The organism is Streptomyces viridochromogenes DSM 40736, assembly GCF_000158955.1.
Taxonomy (GTDB): domain Bacteria; phylum Actinomycetota; class Actinomycetes; order Streptomycetales; family Streptomycetaceae; genus Streptomyces; species Streptomyces venetus.
This window is the reverse complement of the sequence record NZ_GG657757.1, coordinates 3892721-3915574: the sequence shown is the minus strand read 5'-3', so window position 1 is coordinate 3915574 and position 22854 is coordinate 3892721. Positions and strand designations below refer to the sequence as shown.

At 72.2% G+C, this 22854-nt stretch carries 20 protein-coding genes and 1 pseudogene; 15 read left to right on the top strand and 6 right to left on the bottom strand.

Features of this window, described 5'->3' with window-relative positions; all coding sequences use genetic code 11:
- Nucleotides 1–936: pseudogene (locus tag SSQG_RS17090) on the top strand (hypothetical protein); the annotation flags it as partial.
- Between the two features lie 39 nt (nt 937–975).
- On the opposite strand, the gene SSQG_RS17085 reads toward SSQG_RS17090, so the two are convergent.
- Nucleotides 976–2286, bottom strand: a complete 1311-nt coding sequence (locus tag SSQG_RS17085; RefSeq protein WP_003991052.1) for an ABC transporter substrate-binding protein — start codon at nt 2284–2286, stop codon at nt 976–978.
- A gap of 117 nt (nt 2287–2403) precedes the next feature.
- Between SSQG_RS17085 and SSQG_RS17080 the strand changes: the two genes are divergently transcribed.
- Nucleotides 2404–2904 (top strand): SCO4402 family protein, encoded by a 501-nt coding sequence (locus SSQG_RS17080; RefSeq protein ID WP_003991051.1) that lies wholly within the window; start codon nt 2404–2406, stop codon nt 2902–2904.
- A gap of 46 nt (nt 2905–2950) precedes the next feature.
- Nucleotides 2951–3832, top strand: a complete 882-nt coding sequence (purU, locus tag SSQG_RS17075) for a formyltetrahydrofolate deformylase (RefSeq protein WP_003991050.1) — start codon at nt 2951–2953, stop codon at nt 3830–3832.
- 126 nt (nt 3833–3958) lie between these two features.
- On the opposite strand, the gene SSQG_RS17070 is transcribed toward purU, so the two are convergent.
- On the bottom strand, nt 3959–5242 hold the full coding sequence (locus SSQG_RS17070; protein ID WP_003991049.1) for a maleylpyruvate isomerase N-terminal domain-containing protein: 1284 nt from the start codon (nt 5240–5242) through the stop codon (nt 3959–3961).
- Nucleotides 5239–5820: a sigma-70 family RNA polymerase sigma factor gene (locus SSQG_RS17065; RefSeq protein ID WP_003991048.1), complete on the bottom strand. Its 582-nt coding sequence runs from the start codon at nt 5818–5820 to the stop codon at nt 5239–5241. The genes SSQG_RS17070 and SSQG_RS17065 overlap by 4 nt, the downstream gene beginning before the upstream one ends.
- A 363-nt stretch (nt 5821–6183) precedes the next feature.
- Between SSQG_RS17065 and SSQG_RS17060 the strand changes: the two genes are divergently transcribed.
- Both SSQG_RS17060 and SSQG_RS17055 read left to right on the top strand, forming a co-directional pair.
- Complete coding sequence (locus SSQG_RS17060; RefSeq protein ID WP_003991047.1) at nt 6184–6564, top strand: STAS domain-containing protein; 381 nt, start codon at nt 6184–6186, stop codon at nt 6562–6564.
- Nucleotides 6565–6732: 168 nt separating this feature from the next.
- Nucleotides 6733–7245, top strand: coding sequence for an EF-hand domain-containing protein (locus tag SSQG_RS17055; RefSeq protein WP_003991046.1), 513 nt, complete (start codon nt 6733–6735; stop codon nt 7243–7245).
- Here SSQG_RS17055 and SSQG_RS17050 read toward each other — a convergent pair.
- Nucleotides 7224–8744 (bottom strand): AMP-binding protein, encoded by a 1521-nt coding sequence (locus SSQG_RS17050; protein ID WP_003991045.1) that lies wholly within the window; start codon nt 8742–8744, stop codon nt 7224–7226. The genes SSQG_RS17055 and SSQG_RS17050 overlap by 22 nt on opposite strands.
- A 102-nt stretch (nt 8745–8846) precedes the next feature.
- On the opposite strand from SSQG_RS17050, the gene SSQG_RS17045 reads away from it, so the two are divergent.
- The 4 genes from SSQG_RS17045 (at nt 8847) to SSQG_RS17030 (ending at nt 13059) form a co-directional block, all read left to right on the top strand.
- Nucleotides 8847–10043 carry an amidohydrolase family protein gene (locus SSQG_RS17045; protein ID WP_003991044.1) on the top strand — a complete coding sequence of 399 codons (1197 nt, stop codon included), beginning with the start codon at nt 8847–8849 and terminating at the stop codon, nt 10041–10043.
- A 9-nt stretch (nt 10044–10052) separates the two neighbouring features.
- The gene (locus SSQG_RS17040) at nt 10053–11186 is read left to right on the top strand and encodes an acyl-CoA dehydrogenase family protein (RefSeq protein ID WP_003991043.1); all 1134 of its coding nucleotides are present in this window, start codon (nt 10053–10055) and stop codon (nt 11184–11186) included.
- Nucleotides 11183–12070: an acyl-CoA dehydrogenase family protein gene (locus tag SSQG_RS17035; protein WP_003991042.1), complete on the top strand. Its 888-nt coding sequence runs from the start codon at nt 11183–11185 to the stop codon at nt 12068–12070. The genes SSQG_RS17040 and SSQG_RS17035 overlap by 4 nt, the downstream gene beginning before the upstream one ends.
- 509 nt (nt 12071–12579) lie before the next feature.
- Complete coding sequence (locus tag SSQG_RS17030; RefSeq protein WP_039932916.1) at nt 12580–13059, top strand: ATP-binding protein; 480 nt, start codon at nt 12580–12582, stop codon at nt 13057–13059.
- A gap of 422 nt (nt 13060–13481) precedes the next feature.
- Here the strand turns inward: SSQG_RS17030 and SSQG_RS17025 are convergent, their stop codons facing one another.
- Nucleotides 13482–14408, bottom strand: coding sequence for a cyclase family protein (locus SSQG_RS17025; protein WP_003991040.1), 927 nt, complete (start codon nt 14406–14408; stop codon nt 13482–13484).
- 106 nt (nt 14409–14514) lie between these two features.
- Between SSQG_RS17025 and SSQG_RS17020 the strand changes: the two genes are divergently transcribed.
- From SSQG_RS17020 to SSQG_RS17010, 3 genes are all read left to right on the top strand, one after another.
- Nucleotides 14515–15429: an SDR family NAD(P)-dependent oxidoreductase gene (locus SSQG_RS17020; protein WP_003991039.1), complete on the top strand. Its 915-nt coding sequence runs from the start codon at nt 14515–14517 to the stop codon at nt 15427–15429.
- 274 nt (nt 15430–15703) lie between these two features.
- Nucleotides 15704–16852, top strand: a complete 1149-nt coding sequence (locus tag SSQG_RS17015; RefSeq protein WP_003991037.1) for an acyl-CoA dehydrogenase family protein — start codon at nt 15704–15706, stop codon at nt 16850–16852.
- Nucleotides 16852–17901 (top strand): Zn-dependent alcohol dehydrogenase, encoded by a 1050-nt coding sequence (locus SSQG_RS17010; RefSeq protein WP_003991036.1) that lies wholly within the window; start codon nt 16852–16854, stop codon nt 17899–17901. Before SSQG_RS17015 ends, SSQG_RS17010 begins: the two co-directional genes overlap by 1 nt.
- Before the next feature lie 13 nt (nt 17902–17914).
- On the opposite strand, the gene SSQG_RS17005 is transcribed toward SSQG_RS17010, so the two are convergent.
- Entirely contained in the window at nt 17915–18940 is a 1026-nt protein-coding gene (locus tag SSQG_RS17005) for a GlxA family transcriptional regulator (RefSeq protein ID WP_003991035.1), read from the bottom strand.
- A gap of 71 nt (nt 18941–19011) precedes the next feature.
- Here SSQG_RS17005 and SSQG_RS17000 point away from each other — a divergent pair, with 71 nt between their 5' ends.
- The 3 genes from SSQG_RS17000 to SSQG_RS16990 all read left to right on the top strand — a co-directional run bounded on the left by SSQG_RS17000 (nt 19012) and on the right by SSQG_RS16990 (nt 22840).
- Entirely contained in the window at nt 19012–20319 is a 1308-nt protein-coding gene (locus tag SSQG_RS17000) for an MFS transporter (RefSeq protein ID WP_003991034.1), read from the top strand.
- Nucleotides 20320–20483: 164 nt separating this feature from the next.
- Entirely contained in the window at nt 20484–21719 is a 1236-nt protein-coding gene (locus SSQG_RS16995) for an ATP-binding protein (RefSeq protein ID WP_003991033.1), read from the top strand.
- Complete coding sequence (locus tag SSQG_RS16990) at nt 21716–22840, top strand: tetratricopeptide repeat protein (protein WP_039932913.1); 1125 nt, start codon at nt 21716–21718, stop codon at nt 22838–22840. Before SSQG_RS16995 ends, SSQG_RS16990 begins: the two co-directional genes overlap by 4 nt.
- Nucleotides 22841–22854: the final 14 nt, after the last annotated feature.

Here is a 22854-nt window from a genome sequence, read left to right as displayed (position 1 = left end):
CACGTTCCTCGGCACCGGGCCCCGGGCCGGTGCGGGGGCCGTGGCCGCGTGCCGCCCGCCTCGAACCCGGACGCCGAGGCGACGCAGTACATCCCGCCGGTGCCCGGCGCCGACCAGCAGCCGCCCGCCGGGTTCGAGAACCTCTTCCGCAGCGACCAGGGCGCGGACGGCCCGGCCGGGGCCACCCAGCAGATGCCCCGCGTCGATCAGCCGCTGTCCCCGCACCAGTCTTCCTACGGCGCTCCGCAGCCCTCCTACGCCCCGGCCGACGGGCGCGGCGGCGGCCGGGGCGGTCGCGGCGGCCGTACCGGCTCGCGCGTGCCGGTCATCGCGGCCGTCGGCATCGGCATAGCCGTCCTCGGCGTCGGCGCGGGCGCGCTGCTCGCCGGTGGCGGAGGCGGTGACGACGGCGGTGGTGACAACAAGACCGTGGCCGCCTCGGCACCCGCCACGCAGGGGTCCGCCTCGCCGTCCGCCGACCCGGTCCGGGCACAGGCGGTCGAGCTGGACAAGCTGCTCGCCGACAGCGGCGACAGCCGCAGCACCGTGATCAACGCGGTGGCCGACGTCAGGCGCTGCGACAACCTCCCCCAGGCCGCCAAGAACCTGCGCGACGCGGCCAGGCAGCGCACCGAGCTGGTCACCCGGCTCGGCGGCATCACGGTCGACAAGCTGCCCGACCACGCCGCGCTGACCACGGCCCTCACCAAGGCGTGGCAGGCCTCCGCCTCGGCCGACAACCACTACGCCTCCTGGGCCGACCAGACCGCCGGGAAGAAGGGCTGCAAGAAGGGCCAGGCCCGGGCCACCGGCCAGACCCAGGCCGGGAACCGGGCCAGCGTCGCCGCGAGCACCGAGAAGACCAAGGCGGCCCAGCTGTGGAACTCGATCGCGAAGCGGTACGGCCTGACCGAGCGCCAGCCGACGCAGCTGTGACGTGAGTTGGTCCGGCGATGAACCGCTGAGCCGGGGCGCTCAGTAGTTCACGTCGGCGTTCTGCAGGATCCTGGTCGTGTCGACGAAGCCCTTGCGCGCCGACACCAGCCGCCCTTCCCGCACCACCTGGAGCGTCACGTTCGCGTTGACCAGGCGCGGGAAGCCGACGGAGGCGAGCCGGTCCTGGAACCGCCACCGCAGCGTCGGCGTCAGACCGCCCGTGCCGATCCTGAGGCCGTTGTCGAGGGCCTCCGTCACCGTGTCGGCGGTCACCTCGCCGCTGCCGAGCGACTCGACGACCTTCCGGAAGACGGTGTAGGCGATCCACGTGGTCTGCACCCCCGCGTCCGCCGGGTCGATCCGGTTGTCGTCGAAGGCCTCGTCCCGGATGACCTGTTTCATCCCGTCCCAGCGCGGGTCGCTCGCCACCGGGTACCAGCCGGTGATGTACGAGCCCTCGTACGGTCCCGACGCCCCGCCCGTCGCGTCGATCACCGTCTGGTCGACGCTGCCGAGCACGGCCGCCGTCCGGACGTCGGGATAGTCCTCGCGGGCCCGCCGGAAGGAGTCCATGTAGGTGCCGTTGCGGTCCCCGAGCGCGGGCACCACGCATCCCTCGTCCCCCGGGGTGGTGGTCGTCGCCCGCAGGGCCCGCGCGGCCTGGCCGTCGTACTCGGTGGCGTCCTCCGCCGCCCGCTGGTCCTTGGAGGCCTGGTGCCCGCCCGCCTTCAGGCCGGAGTCGAGCAGCGGGGGCAGTTGGTCGCCCGCGATGGTGTCGGGCCGGATCAGCGCGACGGGACCGCAGTCGGCGAGCGCCTTGCCGAGACCGGCGAGCAGCGCGGGCTGGCCGCCGTTGACGGGGTAGGACAGGGGGCTGGTGAACTCGGCGTTGGTGATGCCGTAGCCGCCGATGTACGGGATGCCCGCGCCCTCCAGGGACGGGAAGAAGGAGTCGGCGTACTGGCTGTAGGATCCTACGACCGCGACGGCGTTCTCCTTGGCGGCCTGCCGGGCGCACTTCGCGGCGGCCACGCTGTCGTTGTGGTCGTTGCAGGTCAGCACGTTGAGCTTGCGGCCGTTGATCCCGCCCTTGGCGTTGATCCAGCGGGCGTAGGCGCGGGCGAAGGCGGGCATGCCGGGCTTGTTGGTCGCCTTGGTGTCCTGGGGAGCCCACGTCATGACGGTGATCGGGTCGTCCCCGACGCCCCCCGTGGTACCGGGGACGACCCCGCAGCCGGCGAGGAGCGACGCGCACGCGACCGCCGCGCCCGCACAGAGGACGCCGTGTCTGGCGTGACGGGTGAGGAGGCCGGGGAGGAATGTGCTGCGGGTGCGTCGCCTGCCGGTCATGGTTCCGCACGATTCCGCCACACGACTAACCCGTGAGTGATCTCGGGTCAACAATGGGTGACGAGCAGGTGAATTGCGGGGGCAGAGGTGACCGATGTGGAGGGGAACGTACGATCGATGACCGTGCAAGCTTCGGAGAACTCTTCCCGTCGTGGCCGTCGCTCATCCACCATGGGCGGCATGCCTGTCAACGACATGCCGTGGTGGCGCTGGCGCAGCAACGTGCGCTCGGCGCTGCACATGCTTTCCGATCCCGTCTTCCAGCGGGACGTCTGGCTGGCCGGCGTGGACGGCTACGGCGACGTGACCGACGCGGTGTACCGCCTGGTCGAGGACACCTGGCTGGACCACTGGTCCGCCGAGAAGTACGTCGGCACGATCTTCCGTGACGCGCAGGAGGCGGCCCTCGTCGACGCCGCCGTGCTGCGGGTGCTGCGGATCATGCACCAGGTCGGGCCGGACGCGCCGGTCTCGGCGTATCTCGAACACCAGGCGTGGCCGGAGGCGGTCGGGGCGGCCCGGGACGCGCACGCGCGGCTCGCCGCGAGCGACGGCGAGGAGCCGGACACACCGCCGCGCAGCCTGGAGGTCCTGCGGATCATGACGAGGTCCGCCTAGCGGGACGATTGCCGGCGGCGTGGCTGCTTGTGGGACCCTGTCCTGCATGAACGAGCAGTCCACCAGCGCCGCCGCCCCGGCCGATCAGTACGTCCTCACCCTGTCCTGCCCGGACCGCAAGGGCATCGTGCACGCCGTGTCGAGCTACCTGTTCATGACCGGCTGCAACATCGAGGACAGCCAGCAGTTCGGCGACCACGACACGGGACTGTTCTTCATGCGCGTCCACTTCTCGGCGGACGCTCCGGTGAGCCTGGACAAGCTGCGGGCCAGCTTCGCGGCGATCGGTGACTCCTTCCAGATGGAGTGGCAGATCAACCGGGCCGACCAGAAGATGCGCATCCTGCTGATGGTCAGCAAGTTCGGGCACTGCCTCAACGACCTGCTGTTCCGGGCGCGGACCGGGGCGCTGCCGGTGGAGATCGCCGGAGTGGTGTCCAACCACACGGACTTCGCGGAGCTGGTGGGCTCTTACAACATCCCCTTCCACCACATTCCGGTGACGAAGGACACGAAGCCGGAGGCGGAGGCACGGCTGCTCGACCTCGTGCGTGAGGAGGGTGTCGAGCTGGTCGTTCTCGCCCGGTACATGCAGGTGCTCTCGGACGACCTGTGCAAGCAGCTGAGCGGGCGGATCATCAACATCCACCACTCGTTCCTGCCGAGCTTCAAGGGGGCGAAGCCGTATCACCAGGCTCACGCCCGGGGGGTGAAGCTGATCGGGGCCACCGCTCACTATGTGACGGCCGATCTGGACGAGGGGCCGATCATCGAGCAGGAGGTCGAGCGGGTGGGGCATGACGTGACGCCGGAGGGGCTGGTCGCCATCGGGCGGGATGTGGAGTGCCAGGCGTTGGCTCGGGGTGTGAAGTGGCATGCCGAGCGGAGGATTCTGCTCAATGGGCGGCGGACTGTGATTTTCGCCTAGGAGCTCGGTTCCACCCGTTTGGTGGCGGGTGCGGGCGCGTGGGGGTTGTTCGCGCCCACGCGGCGGAGCCGCATATCGAGACGCCCCGCGCCCCCGAGGCCGAGGGCGTGCCCCTGGAGTCGGGTTCTACATCCGGCTCAGTGAAGCGGCCGCGAACAGGACGTCCTTGATGGCGTCGCGGTCTCCCACCTGACCTGCCGCCGCCTCCTGCGGGGGTACGTGGCCCGCTGCCAGGCGGCAGAACTCGACTCCGTCCAGGGCGATGTGGGCCACCTCATGTTCGGCGGAGCCCTTGGCCGCGGGGGAGTCCAGCGGGATCAGCCACTCGCCGCCGCCCGAGCCCTCGATCTCCAGACGGAGGCTGCGGCCCGGTTCGCCGGCCGCGACCAGGTGACGGTGGCGGGCGGGGGCGGCCAGACCGGTGCGGCGGCGATGGGCCAGGGCGGTCGGGAGCATGCGGGCCGCCAGGTCGATCATGCGGTGCAGATGGCGGGGCGAGGGCGGATCGTAGGGGTAGTCCACCGCGTCCGCGATGTCCTCCGCGTGCACCCAGCACTCGAAGGCCCGGTCGAGCATCGCGTCGTGCAGGGGCAGTTCGAAGTCGCCGTAGGGCACGGGCATCCTGCCGACGCCGCTGCCCGTGAAGGACACCGTGCGTACGAGGTGGTGGCTCTGCTCCCGCCACGGCGCCCGCATCGCGCGGGTCGGCGGGAAGTGGGAGGCGCGCCAGTACGCCTCGGTGCGGGCGGCCGGGGTCGGCTGCCGGGCCGTGACGTCGCCCATCGGGTCGTCCAGGCCGAGCGCGACCGCCACCAGCCCGTCGACGCTGAGCAGATGCGCGATGACCCCGGCGACGGTGGTGCGGCGGCTGGTCGCCTCGTCGCCCCGGAACCAGCGCAGCCGTACCGGCGCGTGCCACTCGGCGTCTCCGAAGTCCTGGAGCAGGGCGTCCAGGCGTGCCGTCTCGGCGTCGTACGCGGCGGCCCAGTCCGGCACCGGGATGCGCGGCGGGCGCCGGTCCAGGCAGGACTCCAGCACGCGGGTGCGCAGGCCGGGATCCAGGTCGAGGCTCTCGGGGCGTTGCAGCAGTCCGACCGCCTCGCGCAGCCGCCGCGCCTCGTCGGCGCACGCGCCGCACTCGCCGAGGTGCTGCTCGACGGCCGTGGCCTCCTCGGCCGAGCACGCGGCCAGCGCCCAGGCGCCGAGCAGCGACTTCAGCACGGGGTGTTCGAGCACGGGCCGCACGGGCGGTGGCGCCGCGTCCCCGAGGTCCGCAGGTTCGGGCAGCGGCAGTCCGCTGTCCTCGACGGAGGCCCGGGGCATGGGGATCCGGAGCGGATCCCCGGCCTGCTGCCCGGAATCGTCCGGAACGTCGCTTTCGTCCTCCTCGAACCGGTCCGGGCCGTTCACGCCGCACCTCCGAATCCGGGGGGTGCGCCCGGTGCCTGGGTGTCGTGGGCCGTGGACAGCAGTTGCAGGCCGAGGCGGAGGCGCCGGCGGGCCTCGTCCTCGGTGATGCCGAGGTCCGTGGCGGTCTGGCGGTAGTCGCGGCGCTGGAAGTAGGCCCGTTCCAGGGCTGAGCGCAGCGGGGCCGGCATGGACTGGACGATGTAGTCGGCCCGGGCGGCGACCGAGGCGCGGCGCACCCGGTGCTCCAGCTCCTCCGGGGTGCCGGAGCCTTCGAGGGTGAGGGCCTCGGTCTCGGTGGCGCGCAGGCGCTGGACGGCCAGGCGGTGGGTCAGCGCGGCGACCCAGGTGCGCAGCGGTTCCTGCTTGGGGTCGTAGGAGTCCGGGTGCTCCCAGACGTGGACGAAGACCTCGCGCGTGATGCCGTCGGCGGCGCGTTCGTCGCCGAGCACGCGGTGGGCGAGGCCGTGCACGAGGGAGGCGAAGCGGTCGTAGAGCTCACCGAGGGCGGCCGCCTCCCCGCGGGCCAGCCGCTGCTGCATCTTGCGGTCCCAGCGGGGCGGTCCCTCTTTTTTCGCCATGCGGCCCCCTCACCCCCTGCTCGTGTCCCGCGCCCGTGCCGAGTCCAGCCTGTGTCCGACCTCTCCCCGAATGTAGTCGGCACGTCCGGTGGCGCACGCCCCTTTGTGGCAATGTGCGCCCCCTGACCGGCCGTAGGTGGTAGGGGACCGCCGGTGCTCAGGCAGGGAGCCGTCGGGGTCGCGCCTACCCATCCCGCCTCCGATCAGACGTGTCTGAAGAGGATCGAACAGGATCGAAGCCGACCAAAACAAGCCTGTTTTCAAAGGCTTCCGTTTCTTGGGTCGTGTTTCAGGGAAACGCCCGCTGGGCAGCCGCGCTGCAAGGAAGCGTAGGGACTACTTCCGTTTTGGCGAGCGAAGGGCGTGGTGGTGACCTTCAAAGTGACCGGCGGCGAGCAGGGCGAATGGGCCGTGCTCCAGGTGTCGGGCGAGCTGGATCTGGTGACGTCGCCGGTGCTGCGTCAGCGAGTGCACGACGTGGTGGCCGAGGGGCACCACTGTCTCGTCCTGGATCTGTCCGAGGTGTTCTTCTGCGATTCCAGCGGCGTCGGCGTGCTCATCGCCGCCCGTCGTCTGATCCGCTCCTGCCAGGGACGGCTGCGGCTGGTGCTGCCCGCCCGGGGCGCGGCCGACGGGTCCCATGTGAACCGGGTCCTCGGCGCGCTGGGTGTACGCAGGCTCTTCGACGTGTACGGCGATGCGGAGCAGGCCCTGGGTGACGAGGGCGAACCCCTGTCCGCGTGACGGGGCGGTCACGCACGGTAGGGCGAGTGTCGCTGTTCTGACACACGGTTGTCCTGGAATTCCCCCGGTCTTGGCACAAGTGACGTTTTCCCGCGCCCGAACGGCCCCCTCCGTCGTACGCTCCGAGCGAGACGCACCCCACCTGACGTAAGGCGGCCCGAAAGAGACATGGTCAGCAGCGAGTACGAGCGCAGGATCGCCGCCCGGTTCGCCACCTTCGACCAGGACGGCAACGGCTACATCGACCGCGAGGACTTCATGGGGGCGGCCAAGGCGCTGCTCTCGGAGTTCGCCGTCGCGGCCCGGTCCGACAAGGGACAGGCGCTGTACGGCGGCGCGGAGGCCTTCTGGCAGGGCATGGCGGGCATAGCGGACCGCGACGGCGACCAGCGCATCACGCGCGAGGAGTTCGTCACAGGAGCGGTCAAGCGCCTGCGCGACAACCCCGACCGGTTCGCCGAGATCGCCCGGCCCTTCCTGCACGCGGCCCTTGACGTCGCCGACACCGACGGTGACGGCGCGGCGACGGTCGAGGAGGCCGCCCGCGTACTGAAGTGCCTCGGCGTCCCCGAGGACGTCGCCAGAACGGCCGCCGGCACGCTCGACGCGGACGACGACGGCAAGGTCGGCGAGACCGAGGTCGTCCCGGCCTTCGCCCGCTACTTCACCGTGCCCGAGTAGCGCTCGCGCAGCTTGTACTTCAGCACCTTCCGCAGGGTCTCGCCCCGCGGAAGGGCGTCCACCACCTCAAGCCGCTCGGGCAGCTTGTGCACCGACAGTCCCTCGGCGCGCAGGTAGGCCGTCAGGGCCGGGAGCGTCAAGGCCCCGGCCCCCGGCGGCTGTTCCACCACCGCGCACACCAGCTCCCCGCGCGAGGCGTCCGGCAGCCCGATCACCGCCACGTCACCGACCGCCGGGTGCCGGTGCAGCAGGTCCTCGATCTCCTGGGCCGAGATGTTCTCGCCCTTGCGGATGATCACGTCCTTCAGCCGGCCGGTGAGCACCAGATGCCCGCTCTCCGTGAGGCGCCCGAGGTCGCCGGTGCGCAGGAACCCGTCCTCGTCGAAGGCCTCCGCCGTCTGTCCCGGGTCCAGATACCCCCGGCACACGGCCTCCCCGCGCAGCCGCACCTCCCCGTCCACGATCCGGATCTCCATCCCCTCCGGCGGCCGCCCCTCGGTCGTCGCCAGCAGCTCGGGGTCGTCGTCCGGCGCCCCCATGGTGATCATCGGCACCTCGGTCATGCCGTACCCGTGGGTGAGCCGCACGCCCATCTCGCGCACGACGGCGTGGTACAGCTCCGGCGGCTTGGGCGCCCCGCCGCCCGCCAGCAGCCGCAGTGAGGGGATGACCGGCACCCCGGGCCGTTTGCGCTGCTCCGCCAGGAACATCGAGTAGAACGCCGTCGACCCGCCCGCCATCGTCACCCCGTGCCCCCGGTACGCCGCCAGCGCGTCCGGCAGCGCGAACTGCTCGAAGAGCACCGCCGGGAAGCCGTACAGCAGCAGCATCACCGTGTAGTCGGGTCCGCCGATGTGTGCGTACGGGAAGGCGATCGAGCCCACGTCGTCCGCCGAGGGCCCCAGGGCGTGTGCGAGGCAGGAGCCGCCCGCGATCAGGGAACGGTCCGTGTGCAGCACGCCCTTGGGGGCGGAGGTCGTGCCGGACGTCCAGTAGATCCAGCGGACCGCGGTGCCGTCCGAGGGCGGGGGAGGCAGCACGGACGGATCACCGTCCGGCAGGTCGTCGTACGCCTCGAAGACGCCCTTCGCGCCCAGCCGCCGGGCCATCTCCGCGTGGTCGAAGCCGCGCCACTCGCCCGGCACCGCGAAGAACTCCGCCTTCGACTCACGCAGCGCGAAGCCGACCTCCCGCTCCCGGTAGAAGGGGATCACCGGAGTCTGTACCGCGCCGAGGCGGGCCAGCGCGAAGGACAGCACGGCCGTCTCGATACGGGTGGGCAACTGCCAGGCGACCACCGTGCCGGGGCGTACCCCCATGCCGTACAGCCCGGCCGCGACCCGTTCGGCACGCGCGCGAAGCGCCTCGAAGGTCAGCGTGCGGCTCCCGGTTCGGTCGTCCTGGAGGAAGAGCGGGCGGTCGGGGGTGAGCGCCGCGCGGCGGGTGACCAGCTCCCACAGGGTGCGGCACGAACTCAGGGCGTGCGGGGTCTCGTTCACGGCTGCCCCCTGCTGCTCGACTGCGCTTCTTGGCTGACGGGCCGTCAGGTGGGATGCTATCTGACGAGCCATCAGATAAGTACCGTCCGGCGGAGGGGACCCATGGCGACCGAACTGCCCCGCATCATCAGCGTCGACGACCACGTGATCGAGCCGGCCCACCTGTTCGACACCTGGCTGCCGGCCAGGTACCGGGAGCGCGGTCCCCGGCCGCTGACCGCCGGCATCGGTGAACTCGCCTACGTCGGCGGCAAGTACCGGATCACGATGGACCCGGACGGCCCGCCCACCGACTGGTGGGTCTACGAGGACCTGAAGTTCCCGTACAAGCGCAACATCGCCGCCGTCGGCTTCGACCGGGACGAGATGACCCTGGAGGGCATCACCCGCGAGGAGATGCGGCCCGGCTGCTGGGACCCCAAGGAGCGCCTCAAGGACATGGACCTCAACCATGTCGAGGCCAGCCTCTGCTTCCCGAGCTTCCCCCGCTTCTGCGGCCAGACCTTCGCCGAGGCGCACGACAAGGAGGTCGCCCTGGCCTGCGTGCGCGCCTACAACGACTGGATGGTCGAGGAGTGGTGCGGGGACAGCGGCGGGCGGCTCATCCCGCTCTGCCTGATCCCGCTGTGGGACGTCGAGCTGGCGGTCGCGGAGATCCGGCGCAACGCCGCCCGCGGAGTGCGGGCGGTGACCTTCTCCGAGATCCCCACCCACCTCGGGCTGCCGTCCATCCACTCCGGCTACTGGGACCCGTTCTTCGCGGTCTGCCAGGAGACCGGGACGGTCGTGAACATGCACATCGGGTCCTCGTCCCAGATGCCCGCCGCGTCCCCGGACGCCCCGCCCGCCGTCCAGGCCTCGCTCAGCTTCAACAACGCGATGGCCTCGATGATGGACTTCCTCTTCAGCGGGGTCCTGGTGACGTACCCCCGCCTCAAACTGGCCTACTCCGAGGGCCAGATGGGCTGGGTTCCGTACGCCCTGGAGCGCGCCGACGACGTGTGGGAGGAACACCGCGCCTGGGGCGGGGTGCGGGACACGGTCCCCGAGCCGCCGTCCACGTACTACTACCGGCAGATCTTCTGCTGCTTCTTCCGCGACAAGCACGGAGTGGCGTCGATCGACGTGGTCGGCCGCGACAACGCCACCTTCGAGACCGACTACCCCCACGTCGACTCGACCTTCCCGCACACCAAGGAGGTCGCCCTCGACCACGTGAAGGGCCTCGACGACGAGACGGTCCACAAGCTGATGCGCGGCAACGCCATCCGCATGCTCGACCTGGACCTCGACCGCTGAGGACTGCTGATGGACCTGTCGTACACGCCCGAGGAGGAGGAGTTCCGGGCCCGGCTGCGGGAGTGGCTCGCGCGGACCCTCCCGGCCCTCCCGCCCAGGCCGTCCCCCGCCGACTGGCCGGGTCGGCGGGCGTACGACCTCGGCTGGCAGCGCAGGCTGTACGACGCCGGTTACGCCGACGTCCACTGGGGCGCTTCCCCGACCATCCGGCTCATCTTCCTGGAGGAGACCGAGAGGGCCGGCGCGCCCTACGTCGGCGCCAACTTCGTGGGGCTGCTGCACGCCGGGCCGACGATCGCCGCCGAGGGCACGGACGCCCAGCGGGACCGCTGGCTGCCGCCGATCCTGCGCGGCGAGGAGGTCTGGTGCCAGGGCTTCAGCGAACCGGACGCCGGCTCCGACCTCGCGGCCCTGCGCACCCGCGCCCGGCGCGACGGCGACGACTACGTGGTGACCGGCGCCAAGATCTGGACGTCCCACGCGGAAGTCGCCGACTGGTGCGAACTGTTGGTGCGCACCGACCCCGCGGCGCCCAGGCACCGGGGCATCACCTGGCTGGCCATGCCCATGGACGCGCCGGGCATCACCGTACGGCCGCTGCGCACGCTCGCCGGGTCGGCCGAGTTCGCCGAGGTGTTCCTCGACGAGGTCCGGGTGCCCGTGGGGAACCGGGTCGGCGCCGAGAACGACGGCTGGCGCGTGACCATGGTGACGCTGTCCTTCGAACGCGGCACGGCCTTCGCCGGCGAGGTCGTCGCCTGCCGGCGCGTCCTGGCCGAACTGGCCGTCGAGGCCCGCAGATACGGCCGCTGGGACGACCCCGCCCTCCGGCGCCGGCTCGGCAGGCTCAACGCCGAGTTCCGGGCCCTGTGGCGGCTGACGCAGTGGAACGTGAGCGCGGCGGAGGCCTCGGGCGGTGTGCCCGGCGTCGGCGGCTCGGTCTTCAAACTGCGGTACTCGCAGGCCCGTCAGGAGCTCTACGACGCCGCTGCCGACGTCCTCGGCCCCGACTGCCTCGACCTGGACCGCCCCTGGACCCTCGACCGCCTGTCCTCCCTCTCGTACACCATCGCGGCCGGCACCTCGCAGATCCAGCACAGCATCATCGCCGAGCGGATCCTCGGCCTGCCGAAGGGACGATGACCGTGCGGTTCCGGCTCGACGACGACCAGCGGGCCCTGCGGGAGGGGATGCGGCGGCTGCTGGAGCGGCGCTTCGACGGGGAGGCGCTGCGGGCGGCCGCGGACGGGCCCGCGCGGCTCGACCGGGCGCTGTGGCGGGCGCTCGGGGAGGCCGGGTTCTTCGCGTTGCGCCTGCCGGAGGCGGCGGGCGGGGTCGGACTCGGGCTGCCGGAGGCCGTGTTGGTGTTCGAGGAGGCCGGGCGTGCGCTGCTGCCCGGGCCGCTGGTCGCCACCCATCTCGCGGCCGGTGCGGTGCCGGGAGCCGCCACCGGGGCGACGGTCGTGACGGCCGTGGACGGCTCCCTCGTGGAGTGGCTGGAGCAGGCCGACGTCGTACGCGGCGACGCCATCGGAGCCGTAGCGCTGCGGTCCCTCGACCCGCTGACCCCCCTGCACCGCGTGCCCGGCGGCCCGGCGGCGGCCCCGGACCCCGTCGCCGCCCTCCTCACCGCGGCCGAGCAGCTCGGCACGGCAGGCCGGGTCTGCGAACTGGCGGCGCAACACGCCCGGGCGCGCGAACAGTTCGGAAGACCCATAGGGGCCTTCCAGGCGGTGGCACACCTGTGCGCCGGGATGCTGGTCCGGGCGGAGACGGCCCGCGCCGCGGTGTACGCGGCGGCCGTCACGGCCGACCCCGTCGACATCGCCGCCGCCCGTCTGCTCGCCGACGAGGCCGCCGTGCGCGGCGCCCGCGACTGTCTCCAGGTGCACGGGGGCATGGGCTTCACCTGGGAGTCCGAGGTCCATCTGCATCTGAAACGCGCATGGGTTCGAACTCAACGTACGGGGGGAGTCACGGAGAGTGAGGAGTTGCTCGCGGCCGACCTGTCCGCAGGAACGGCCTGACAGGCCATCTGGCTGCGGTGTCGCCGAACGCGTCGACGGGGATGTCGCGGATCGTGGCATGCCGGGGTTACGGAGAGTTGATACAGGGTCGTGTCCTCCGTGTGACTCGTCACGGCCCGGAGTCGGCCGCCCCCTCGGGTACCTTGTGTGGGATGCGAGTGGTCCTGAACACGCTCCGTGCCGCAGCCGCCCCCGGGGCGACTGCGGATCCGGTGATGCGAGCCGCTGCTCGTCCGGCGGTGCGGCCTGGTGCCAGCGCCTGTTCGACTCCCCGCCGCGAGCGTCGCACAGTATGCCGCACGGGTACTCCTTCGCGCTGGAATATGCCCGAAGCGCTTGTTGGGGTGACTGTACGTCAACCATGCTGTCCCACAAGGGATTCACGTTCCGTGATCCTCGTCCCGGCCGTTGTTCTGGCCATGCAGAAAATGGCTACGATCGTGGCCTTCGTGAGGCGCGAGCCTAAGTGTCCGCCGGTTCGGATGGTGTGAGCGGTGCAGGTGCTTCAAGTGCAGCTGGAGATCCGGCCCGACCCCGCTGAGGTGGGACGGGCCCGGCGGTGGGCCCGCTCGCGCCTGGCCGGGTCGGGGATACAGGCCGATGAGCCGCTCGCCGAGACGCTGATCCTGCTGGTCTCCGAGCTCGTCACCAACGCCGTGGTGCACACCGGCCGGCCCGCCGTGCTGCGGCTGTCCCTGCCGCCGGCGGTGACGGAGGAGACCACCGTCCGTCTCGAGGTCGCCGACCGCAGCGGCCGGGCGCCCGTGCCCCGCTGCGCGGACGACGACGCGACCGGCGGCCGGGGCCTCGCCCTCGTCGACGGCCTCGCCGACCGCTGGGGCTGGAGCGTCGAGTCCACCGGCAAGCGCATCTGGTGCGAGCTGGACCGGTGCACGAAGTCCCGCGAGGGTGCGGCATCGTGCGGGGGCGGCGCGGTGGCGTACGGCGGCGGGGCCGCTTTCGAGGGACTGGCGTACGAGGCGGTGTAGGGCGGCGAGCACGGCGTGCGGGGCACATGCCACGCGAGGTTGCGGCGGGGCCGGGGCACGGGTGCACGGCGGGGTGGCCGTTTTGGACATGGCGTGATGCGATGCGCCGGGACGTGCTCCCGTGCGCACCTACGGTAAATGCCGCATAGGACAACAAACCGCCGAACGGGTGTTGACGCCTCGTGACCATGTGCTCACGCTTGTGTTCAGCGATTCGCCGTGAGGGGACGGCGAGGACCTCACCGGACGGAGGCCCTCGGCGAGTGTGAGTCGTGACTCGGCGTCGGCTTCCTCAGGGGTAGGGGAGCCGGGGCGGGAGCGCCGGAGTCGGGTGGCGGCGCGCGCGGCCGTGCTCGGGGCGCGCAGCGCGGCGCCGCCATCCAGCTTCAGCGGGCCGGAGTGGCAGGTGGACCCGGCAGGGCCTACAGGACGGCGACCGGCGCCACCGGGGCGCCGGTCGCCCCCGTGAACGGCTCGGGTGTCGCCGCGAGCAGGAAGGTGTAGCGGCCCGTTTCTCCACAGGCTGTGGACAACTTTTCGAGATTCCAGTTCTGGCCCTGCGGCATCCCCATCTCCACGAGATGCAGGGCGTGCACCGGCAGCCACAGGCCCTCCACCTCGGGCGGGAACACCTCGAAGGTGAGGGTGTCGTTGGCGACGGCCGCGACGTCGCGTGCGTGGAACCACTCCGGCGTTCGGATCGACAGCCCCGGCGACGGGTAGGCGTAGGCGTGCCGGTCCCCGGCGAGACAGAACTGGACCTGCCCGGTCCGTACGAGCACGATGTCACCGGCCCGTACCCGCGTACCGGCGAACTCCTCGGCGGCGTCCAGGTCCTCGGGCGTGACGGCGTACCCGCCGTCGAGCCGGTCCGTGCCCCGGGCGCGGGCGACGTCGAGCAGCACACCTCGCGACACGAGCCGCCGGACCCTGTCGATACCGCTGAACTCGGCGCCGTCGTGCGGGGTGATGGTGTCCGCGGGGCGGCCGTTGTAGATCCGGCCCGAGTGGGAGACGTGCGGCAGCGCGTCCCAGTGGGTGGCCGCCTGGAGCCCCATGGTCACGATGTCGTCGCTGCACGCGACCGTGCCCGGGCCGAAGAGCTCCTGGTTGATCTGCACCATGACGTGCAGCGGGTCGATCCGCCCCGGGATCATCCCCGTCTGCACGCCGTCGCGCCGCAGGGGGAGCGCGAGCGGGATTCTCCGTCCGGTGCGGACCGTCGCCGCGGCTTCCCGTACGACCTCGTCGGTGATCAGGTTCAGTGTGCCGAGCTCGTCGTCGGCACCCCAACGGCCCCAGTTGTTCACGCGCCCCGCGATGTCGTGGAACGCGTCCGGCAGCGACATGAGTCCTCCCCGGGGCTTGTCTTCCGGTATCTGACGGGTCGTAGAATTCGGACGTCTGCTAAATCTAACGGTCCGTCAGAAACCGTGGGACGGGAAGGGGCCGGGCGTGGGGAACTTCTTGGCGGGCAAGGTCGTCGCCGTCACCGGCGCGGGGCGGGGCATCGGCCGGGCGGTCGCGCTCGCGGCGGCGGCCGAGGGGGCGAAGGTCGTCGTCAACGACTACGGCGTGGCGGTCGACGGGGCCTCGCCGACGAGCGAGGTCGCCGAGGCGGTGGCCAAGGAGATCGAGGCGGCGGGCGGGCACGCGGTGGCGGTCGCCGACGACGTCTCCACCATGGCGGGCGGGCAGCGGGTCGTCGACGTGGCGCTGTCGTCGTACGGGCGGCTCGACGGTGTGGTCTGCGTGGCCGGGATCCTGCGCGAGCGGATGCTGTTCAACATGACCGAGGAGGAGTGGGACCCGGTCGTCGCGACGCATCTGAAAGGCACGTTCACGGTGTTCCGGGCCGCCTCGGCGGTGATGCGGAGGCAGCGGGCGGGGACGCTGATCGGGTTCACCAGCGGCAACCACCAGGGGTCGGTCTCCCAGGCCAACTACAGCGCCGCGAAGGGCGGGATCATCTCCCTGGTGCGCAGTGCCGCACTGGGGCTGCACAAGTACGGGGTGACCGCGAACGCGGTGGCGCCGGTCGCCCGGACCCGGATGTCGGCGGGGGTGCCGGTCGAACTGGCGGAGATCGGCGAGCCGGAGGACGTCGCCGCGCTGGTGGTGTACCTGCTGTCGGGCGAGGCCGCCCGGCAGGGGATCACCGGGCAGGTGTACACGGTCGCCGGGGCGAAGATCGCGGTGTGGGCGCAGCCCAGGGAGTTGCGTGCCGCGTATGCCGCCGAGGGGTGGACCGTGGAACGGATCGCGGAGTTTCTGCCCGGGTCGGTGGGGGTGGATGTGATGCCGATGCTGGAGCGGGTCGGGGAGATGGAGAGGGCGGCGGGGGAGGGGCGGAGGCCCAACGCCCAGTAGCTCGGGGGTGCGTGTGGTTCGGCGGGTGCGGGTTTCGTTGTGGCTGGTCGCGCAGTTCCCCGCGCCCCTTTGGGCTGGTGTGTGTTGTTCGGCGGGTGCGGGTTGTGTGTGGTTGTTCGCGCAGTTCCCCGCGCCCCTATGGGGGTGTTGGTCCGCGGGCAGTCGTGCCGCTGGGGCGGCACGGGTGGGCGCGGGCGGCACCCTGTAGCGCCGGGTTGCGCGCCCGCCCCGGCTCAGCGTGATCGGGCAGTCACTTCGATCCAAGGCGGCGACCGTGGACTTCGGATTCGGTCAAGAGGACCAAGCGTTTCGGGACGAGGCTCGGAGCTGGCTTGCCGAGAACGTCGGAGGGGTGACCGACCGGCGAAGCTGGGAGCGGACCCTCGGGGCCGCCGGCTGGATCGGGATCGGGTGGGAGGCCTCCGGGTACGGGAATCGGCGGGCCACCCTCACCCAGCAGGTCGCCTGGGCCGAGGAGTACGCCCGGTCGGCCGCTCCTCCGCGCTCCGGGCACATCGGGGAGAACCTCCTCGCTCCCACCCTCCTGGCCCACGGCACCGACGAGCAGAAGTCCCGCTTCCTCCCCCCGATCGCCGCCGGCGAGGAACTCTGGTGCCAGGGCTACAGCGAACCCGGCGCCGGTTCGGACCTGGCGGGCATCCGTACGACGGCCGTGCGCCAACCGGACGGCCGCACCCATCGCGTCACCGGCCAGAAGGTCTGGACGTCACTCGCCCGCGAGGCCGACTGGTGCTTCGTCCTGGCCCGCACCGAGCCCGGGTCGAAGCGGCACCACGGACTGAGCTTCCTCCTCGTCCCCATGGACCAGCCCGGCCGGATCGAGGTGCGCCCCATCCGGCAGATGACGGGCACCAGCGACTTCAACGAGGTCTTCTTCGACGGCGCGCACGCGGAGTGCGTCGTCGGCCGCGAGGGCGACGGCTGGCGCGTCGCCATGAGCCTCCTCGGCTTCGAGCGGGGCGTGTCCACGCTGGCCCAGCAGATCGGGTTCGCCGAGGAACTGCGCGACGTGGTGCGTACGGCCGTGGAGACGGGAGCCGCGCGGGATCCCGTCGTACGGGAACGGCTCGTGCGGCAGTGGGCCGAACTGCGCACCATGCGCTGGAACGCCCTGCGGACGCTGGGGGGTTCCGGTGGCCCGGGCGCGCCCAGTGTGGCCAAGCTGCTGTGGGCCGGCTGGCATCAGCGGCTCGGGGAGCTGGCGGTGCTGGTGCGGGGCGCGGCCGCGAGCGTGGCACCGGCCGACTGGTCGGCCTCGTCGCCGTACGAACTGGACGCGGCGCAGCACCTGTTCCTCTTCTCCCGGGCCGACACGATCTACGGCGGCTCGGACCAGATCCAGCGCACGATCATCGCCGAGCGCGTGCTCGGTCTGCCCAGGGAGCCCAAGGGGGCCGTGTGATGCGAGGCGTGATCTACGACGGGAAGCGGGTCCGGGTCGTCACGGACCTTCAGGTGCGGGAGCCGGGGCCGGGGGAGGTGCGGGTCGCGATCTCGGCGGCGGGGCTGTGCCACAGCGATCTGTCGGTGGTGGACGGGACCATACCGTTCCCCGTTCCCGTGGTGCTGGGCCATGAGGGGGCGGGCGTCGTGGAGGCGGTGGGGGCGGGCGTCACCCATGTGGTGCCCGGTGACCATGTCGCGCTGTCCACCCTCGCGAACTGCGGCGCGTGCGCGGAGTGCGACCGGGGCCGGCCCACGATGTGCCGGCAGGCGATCGGGCGCCCGGGCCGGCCGTTCAGCCTTGGCGGAGCGCCCGTCCACCAGTTCGCCGCCAACTCCGCCTTCGCCGAGCGCACGGTCGTCAAGGCCGTACAGGCGGTGCGGATCCCTGAGGACGTTCCGCTGCCGTCGGCCGCGCTGATCGGATGCGGCGTCCTGACGGGAGTCGGTGCCGTACTCAACCGGGCGCGGGTGGACCGGGGAGACAGCGTCCTGGTGATCGGGGCGGGCGGCATCGGGCTGAACGTGCTGCAGGGCGCGCGGCTCGCGGGTGCCCTGCGGATCGTGGCCGTCGACGCCAATCCGGCGAAGGAGGAGACGGCACGCCGGTTCGGCGCGACCCACTTCCTCACCTCGGCCGAGGGCGTGCGCGACATCCTCCCCACGGGCGCGGACCACGCCTTCGAGTGCGTCGGCCGGGTGGAGCTGATCCGCCAGGCGATCGACGCACTGGACCGGCACGGGCAGGCGATCCTCCTCGGCGTGCCCCCGGCCACCGCCGAGGCGTCCTTCCGCGTCTCGTCGATGTACCTGGACAAGTCCATCCTGGGCTGCCGCTACGGCTCCTCCCGGCCGCAGCGCGACATCGCCCTGTACGCCGAGCTGTACCGCGAAGGCCGCCTGCTCCTCGACGAACTGGTCACCCGGACCTATCCCGTCGAGGACTTCGAGAAGGCGGCGCAGGACGCGGAGGCGGGGCGGGTGGCGCGGGCGGTTCTCACCTTCTGAGGGCCGGGGCACCTCAGTTTCTGAGGGCCGCCGCCCGGTCTTTGCCGGTCCGGAAGGTCCGACGGTAGGCGGTGGGGGTGACGCCCAGCGCCGCCTGCATGTGCTGGCGCATCGACTGGGCCGTGCCGAAGCCGGCGTCGTGGGCCACCTGGTCGACGGAGCGGTCGGTGGACTCCAGCAGATGCCGGGCCCGTTCCACGCGCTGCTGGGTGAGCCACTGGCCGGGGCTCACGCCGGTCTCCTCGCGGAAGCGGCGGGTGAAGGTGCGGACCGACATGGCCTCCTGGGCGGCCATGTCGCGCAGCTGGATCGGCTCGTGGAGGCGGCCCAGGGCCCAGGCGCGGGCGGCGGTGGTGGACGCCTGCTGCGGATCGGGCACCGGCCGCGCGATGTACTGCGCCTGCCCGCCGTCGCGGTGCGGCGGCACGACCGTACGGCGGGCCACGTCGTTGGCGACGGCGGAGCCGTGGTCGCGGCGCACGATGTGCAGGCACAGATCGATGCCGGCCGCGACACCGGCGGAGGTCAGCACGTCGCCGTCGTCGATGAACAGCACGTCCGGGTCGACGTCGACCCGCGGGAAGAGCCGCTGGAGGCGCTCGGCGTCGGACCAGTGCGTGGTGGCGGGCCGGCCGTCGAGGAAGCCGGCGGCGGCGAGGACGTACACGCCGGTGCAGATGGAGGCGAGCCGGGCGCCGGGGCGCAGGTGGGTGAGGGCGGCGGCCAGTTCGTCGGTCAGCACGCCCTCCTCGTAGACCGGGCCGAGCTCGTACGACGCCGGGACGATCACCGTGTCCGCGGTGGCCAGGGCCTCCGGGCCGTGCGCGACGTGGATGGCGAAGTCGGCGTCCGTCTCGACCGGGCCCGGCGGCCGGACCGAGCAGGTGACGACCTCGTACAGATGCCGTCCCCGGGCGTCCTTCGGGCGGCCGAAGATGCGGTGCGGGATGCCCAGCTCGAAGGGGAGCAGCCCGTCGAGCGCGAGGACGACGACGCGGTGGGGGCGGAAGCCGGTGGAGGTCGAGGTCGCTGCTGCCATGGCCCGATCCTAACGAACGCTGTCCTCCGGGCCACTCGATACGCCGCGTCACAGACCGGAAGCTCTATGGCGTGACCCAGACAAGCGAAGCCCCAGCAGCCGTACAGCAGCCGCAGAAGCCGGGCCGCCGACGCGTACACCGGGCCTGGTTCGTCGCCGCCGTCACCTTCGTGACGATCATCGGAGCCGCGGCCTTCCGATCCGTGCCGGGCCTGCTCATCGACCCCCTCCACGACGAGTTCGGCTGGTCCCGCGGCACGATCGGCGCCGCCGTCTCCGTCAACCTCGCCCTCTACGGTCTGACGGCCCCGTTCGCGGCGGCCCTGATGGACCGCTTCGGCATCCGGCGGGTCGTCGCGGTCGCGCTGACGGTGATCGCCCTCGGCTCCGGTCTGACGGTGTGGATGACGGCGGCCTGGCAGCTGATGCTGTGCTGGGGCCTGCTGGTCGGCCTGGGCTCCGGCTCCATGGCGCTGGCCTTCGCGGCGACCGTCACCAACCGCTGGTTCACCGAGCGTCGCGGCCTGGTCAGCGGCGTCCTCACCGCCGCCTCGGCCTCCGGCCAGCTGATCTTCCTGCCGTTGCTGTCCTGGATCGTCGACCGGTACGAGTGGCGCCCGGCGGCGGTGACGGTCGCCCTCGCCGCCCTCGCGGTCGTCCCCTTCGTGTGGCTCCTCCTCCACGACCACCCGGCCGACGTCGGCCAGAAGCCTTACGGCGCGGCCGAGTTCGTGCCCAAGCCGGCACCGGTGCGCGGCGCCGCCCGCCGGGCGGTGTCCGTCCTGCTCTCGGCAGCCCGCACCGGCCCGTTCTGGCTCCTCGCCGGCACCTTCGCCATCTGCGGCGCCTCCACCAACGGCCTGATCCAGACCCACTTCGTGCCCGCCGCCCACGACCACGGCATGCCCATCACGGCCGCCGCGTCCCTGCTCGCGGTGATCGGCGTCTTCGACGTCGCCGGCACGATCGCCTCCGGCTGGTTCACGGACCGCTTCGACGCCCGCCGGCTGCTCGCGGTGTACTACTCCCTGCGGGGCGTGTCGTTGATGTTCCTGCCGCTGCTGCTGGTCACGCCCAGCGTGCAGCCGCCGATGATCTTCTTCATCGTCTTCTACGGCCTCGACTGGGTCGCCACCGTCCCGCCCACCCTCGCCCTGTGCCGCGAACAGTACGGCGAGGACAGCGCGATCGTCTTCGGCTGGGTCCTCGCCTCCCACCAGGTCGGCGCGGCCCTCGTCGCCTTCCTCGGCGGCGTCGCCCGCGACACGTTCGGCTCCTACGATGTGGTCTGGTACGCGTCGGGGGCACTGTGCGCGGTGGCGGCGTTGATGGCGTTGGTCATTCGTCGGAGGTCGGGGGCCGTGGCGGCGGTGGCCTGAGGGGCGGTGGCCTGAGGGGCGGTGGCCTGAGGGGTGGTCCGTGCCAACTCGTAGCGGCTGTCGGTCCCGGTCGCGTCGACGCGGGCAGGGCTTGCGGTGGGAGCCTGGGACCGGCGACGACGAGGGCGCCTGAGGTGCCGGGCGGCGGGCGTAGGCTGTGGATCATGCCGGACGACCCCCCTCTCATACAGAGTCTGCGCACCGCCGTCGCCGCCGCCCCCGCCGACGTACCCCTGCGGTTGCACCTGGCCCAGCTCCTGCTGGACGCGGGCCGGTCCGACGAGGCCGTCACCGAGGCGGCCGTGGCCCTCCAGCACGCGCCGGGCGACACCCAGGCCCGGGAGCTGATGGTCCGGGCGATGGGCGCGCCGGCCCCTTCGCCGGCTCAACCCCCGGCCCAGCGGCGGGGGTTCGACTGGCAGGCCGCCGAGCAGCAGGTCGGAGACGTGGTGCCGCCGCGGTTCGTCGAGGCGCCGGTCCGCGCGGACGGGCAGGACGACTCCGCGGGTGCCGACGCATGGGACGTGGAGGCGCCCGGCGAGGTTCGGCTGGACGACGTCGGCGGCATGCGGGACGTGAAAGACCGCCTGGAAGCCGCGTTCCTGGCGCCCCTGCGCAACCCCGAGCTGCGCAAGCTGTACGGCAAGAGCCTGCGCGGCGGGCTGTTGCTGTACGGGCCGCCCGGCTGCGGCAAGACGTTCATCGCGCGGGCCGTCGCCGGTGAACTCGGCGCCGCGTTCCTGTCCGTGTCGGTCAACGACGTGCTCGACATGTGGATCGGCAACTCCGAGCGCAACATGCACGAGATCTTCGAGACCGCCCGCCGGCAGGCGCCGTGCGTGGTCTTCCTCGACGAGCTGGACGCCCTCGGCGCCAAACGCAGCCGCACCGCGCACAGCGGGATGCGCAACACGGTGAACCAGCTGCTCACCGAGCTGGACGGCATCGAATCCGCCGCGAACGAGGGCGTGTTCGTGCTGGCGGCCACCAACGTGCCCTGGGACGTGGACAATGCCCTGCGCCGTCCCGGCCGGCTGGACCGGACGATCCTGGTACTGCCGCCCGACGGGCCCGCCCGGGAGACGATCCTCCGGTACCACCTGCGGGACAGGCCCATCGAGAACGTCGACCTGGGCAAGCTGGTCAAGAGCACCGAGGGTCTGTCCGGCGCTGACCTGGCTCATGTCTGCGAGGCGGCGGCCGAGCGGGCCCTGCTGGACTCGGCGCGCACCGGCACCGTTCGCCTGATCAACATGAAGGACCTGCTCGCCGCCGCGAAGGACGTCGTGCCGTCCGCCGAACCGTGGTTCACCTCGGCGCGGAACGTGGCCATGTTCGCCAACGAGGGCGGCATGTACGACGACCTGGTGGCGTACCTGAAGAAGAGGCGCAAGCTGTGACCGCGACCCTGCACCCCGCCGTGGAGCGCGCCGGCCTGCTCATCGACCTCCAGCGGTACGACGAGGCCCGGGAGCTGCTGGCCCGGCGGCTCGCGGAGGACCCGGAGGACGTCCGGGCCTGGGTCAAGCTCGCCCAGAGCCATCTCGGGGACGAGAAGGACGGCGCCAAGGCCCTGGAGGCGACGGAGCGGGCGCTGACGCTGAACCCCGAGGACATCGGGGCGCTCGTCATGCACGCCCACGCCCTGCGCGGCGCCGGCCGCTTCCTCGACACCGAGGACGTCCTGCGCCAGGTCATCCGTCTCGCCCCCGACCACTGGCACGGCTACGCGCTGCTCGCCAACTGGCTCTGGCGCATCAGGGGGATCCGCTCCGGGCAGGCCAACGGGGGCCAGGTCCGGCGCGAGGACCACGACGCCGCCCTGCGGGAGGCCGGCGAACTCGTCCAGGAGGCCATCCGGCTGGGCCCCGAGGAGGTCTACGCCTACGAGGTGGCGTGGCTGATCGCTGATATGGCGGGCAACCGGACCGTCGCCGACCAGATGGACGAGGCCATCCTCCGCCTCGACCCGCAGCACGAACAGGCCCTGGCCCGGCGGACGAAGAAGGCGGCGACCGCGCCGGGCGTCAAGGCGGCGGAGGCCGCCACCCTGTACGCCGACGCCCTCGCTTCCGCTCCCGACTCGGAGCCGATGCGCCACGGCCTCGACGAGGCCTCCTACCGCCTGCTGCGCGGCGTCCGCTGGCTGGCTCTGCTCTGCCTGGCCCTCGCCGCCGTGGGCATCGACCTGTTCGCGACGGAGGGGGAGGCCCAGCGGGAACTGCCGCTGCCCGTCGGCCAGCGGCTCTGGGACCTCGTCCCCATGGCCGTCGTCTGGGTCCTGGGCGCCCTGCTGAGATACCGCCGACTCCGTGCCGGCATTCGGGTCAACCTGCGCTCGCTCGTGCGGCGTCGCCTGTGGCCCCGCGTCGTCTCGGGCCAGGCGGCGTGGGCCGTGCTCTGCGCGCTGTCGATCACCCAGATCCCCTGGACGGAACGCACCGTCCCGCAGGTGTTGTTCTGGGCCGGCCTGGCGCCGTCGGTGGCGACGATGTGGTTCGACCGGAAGAAGACCGGCTGAACTCGGGGGCATGT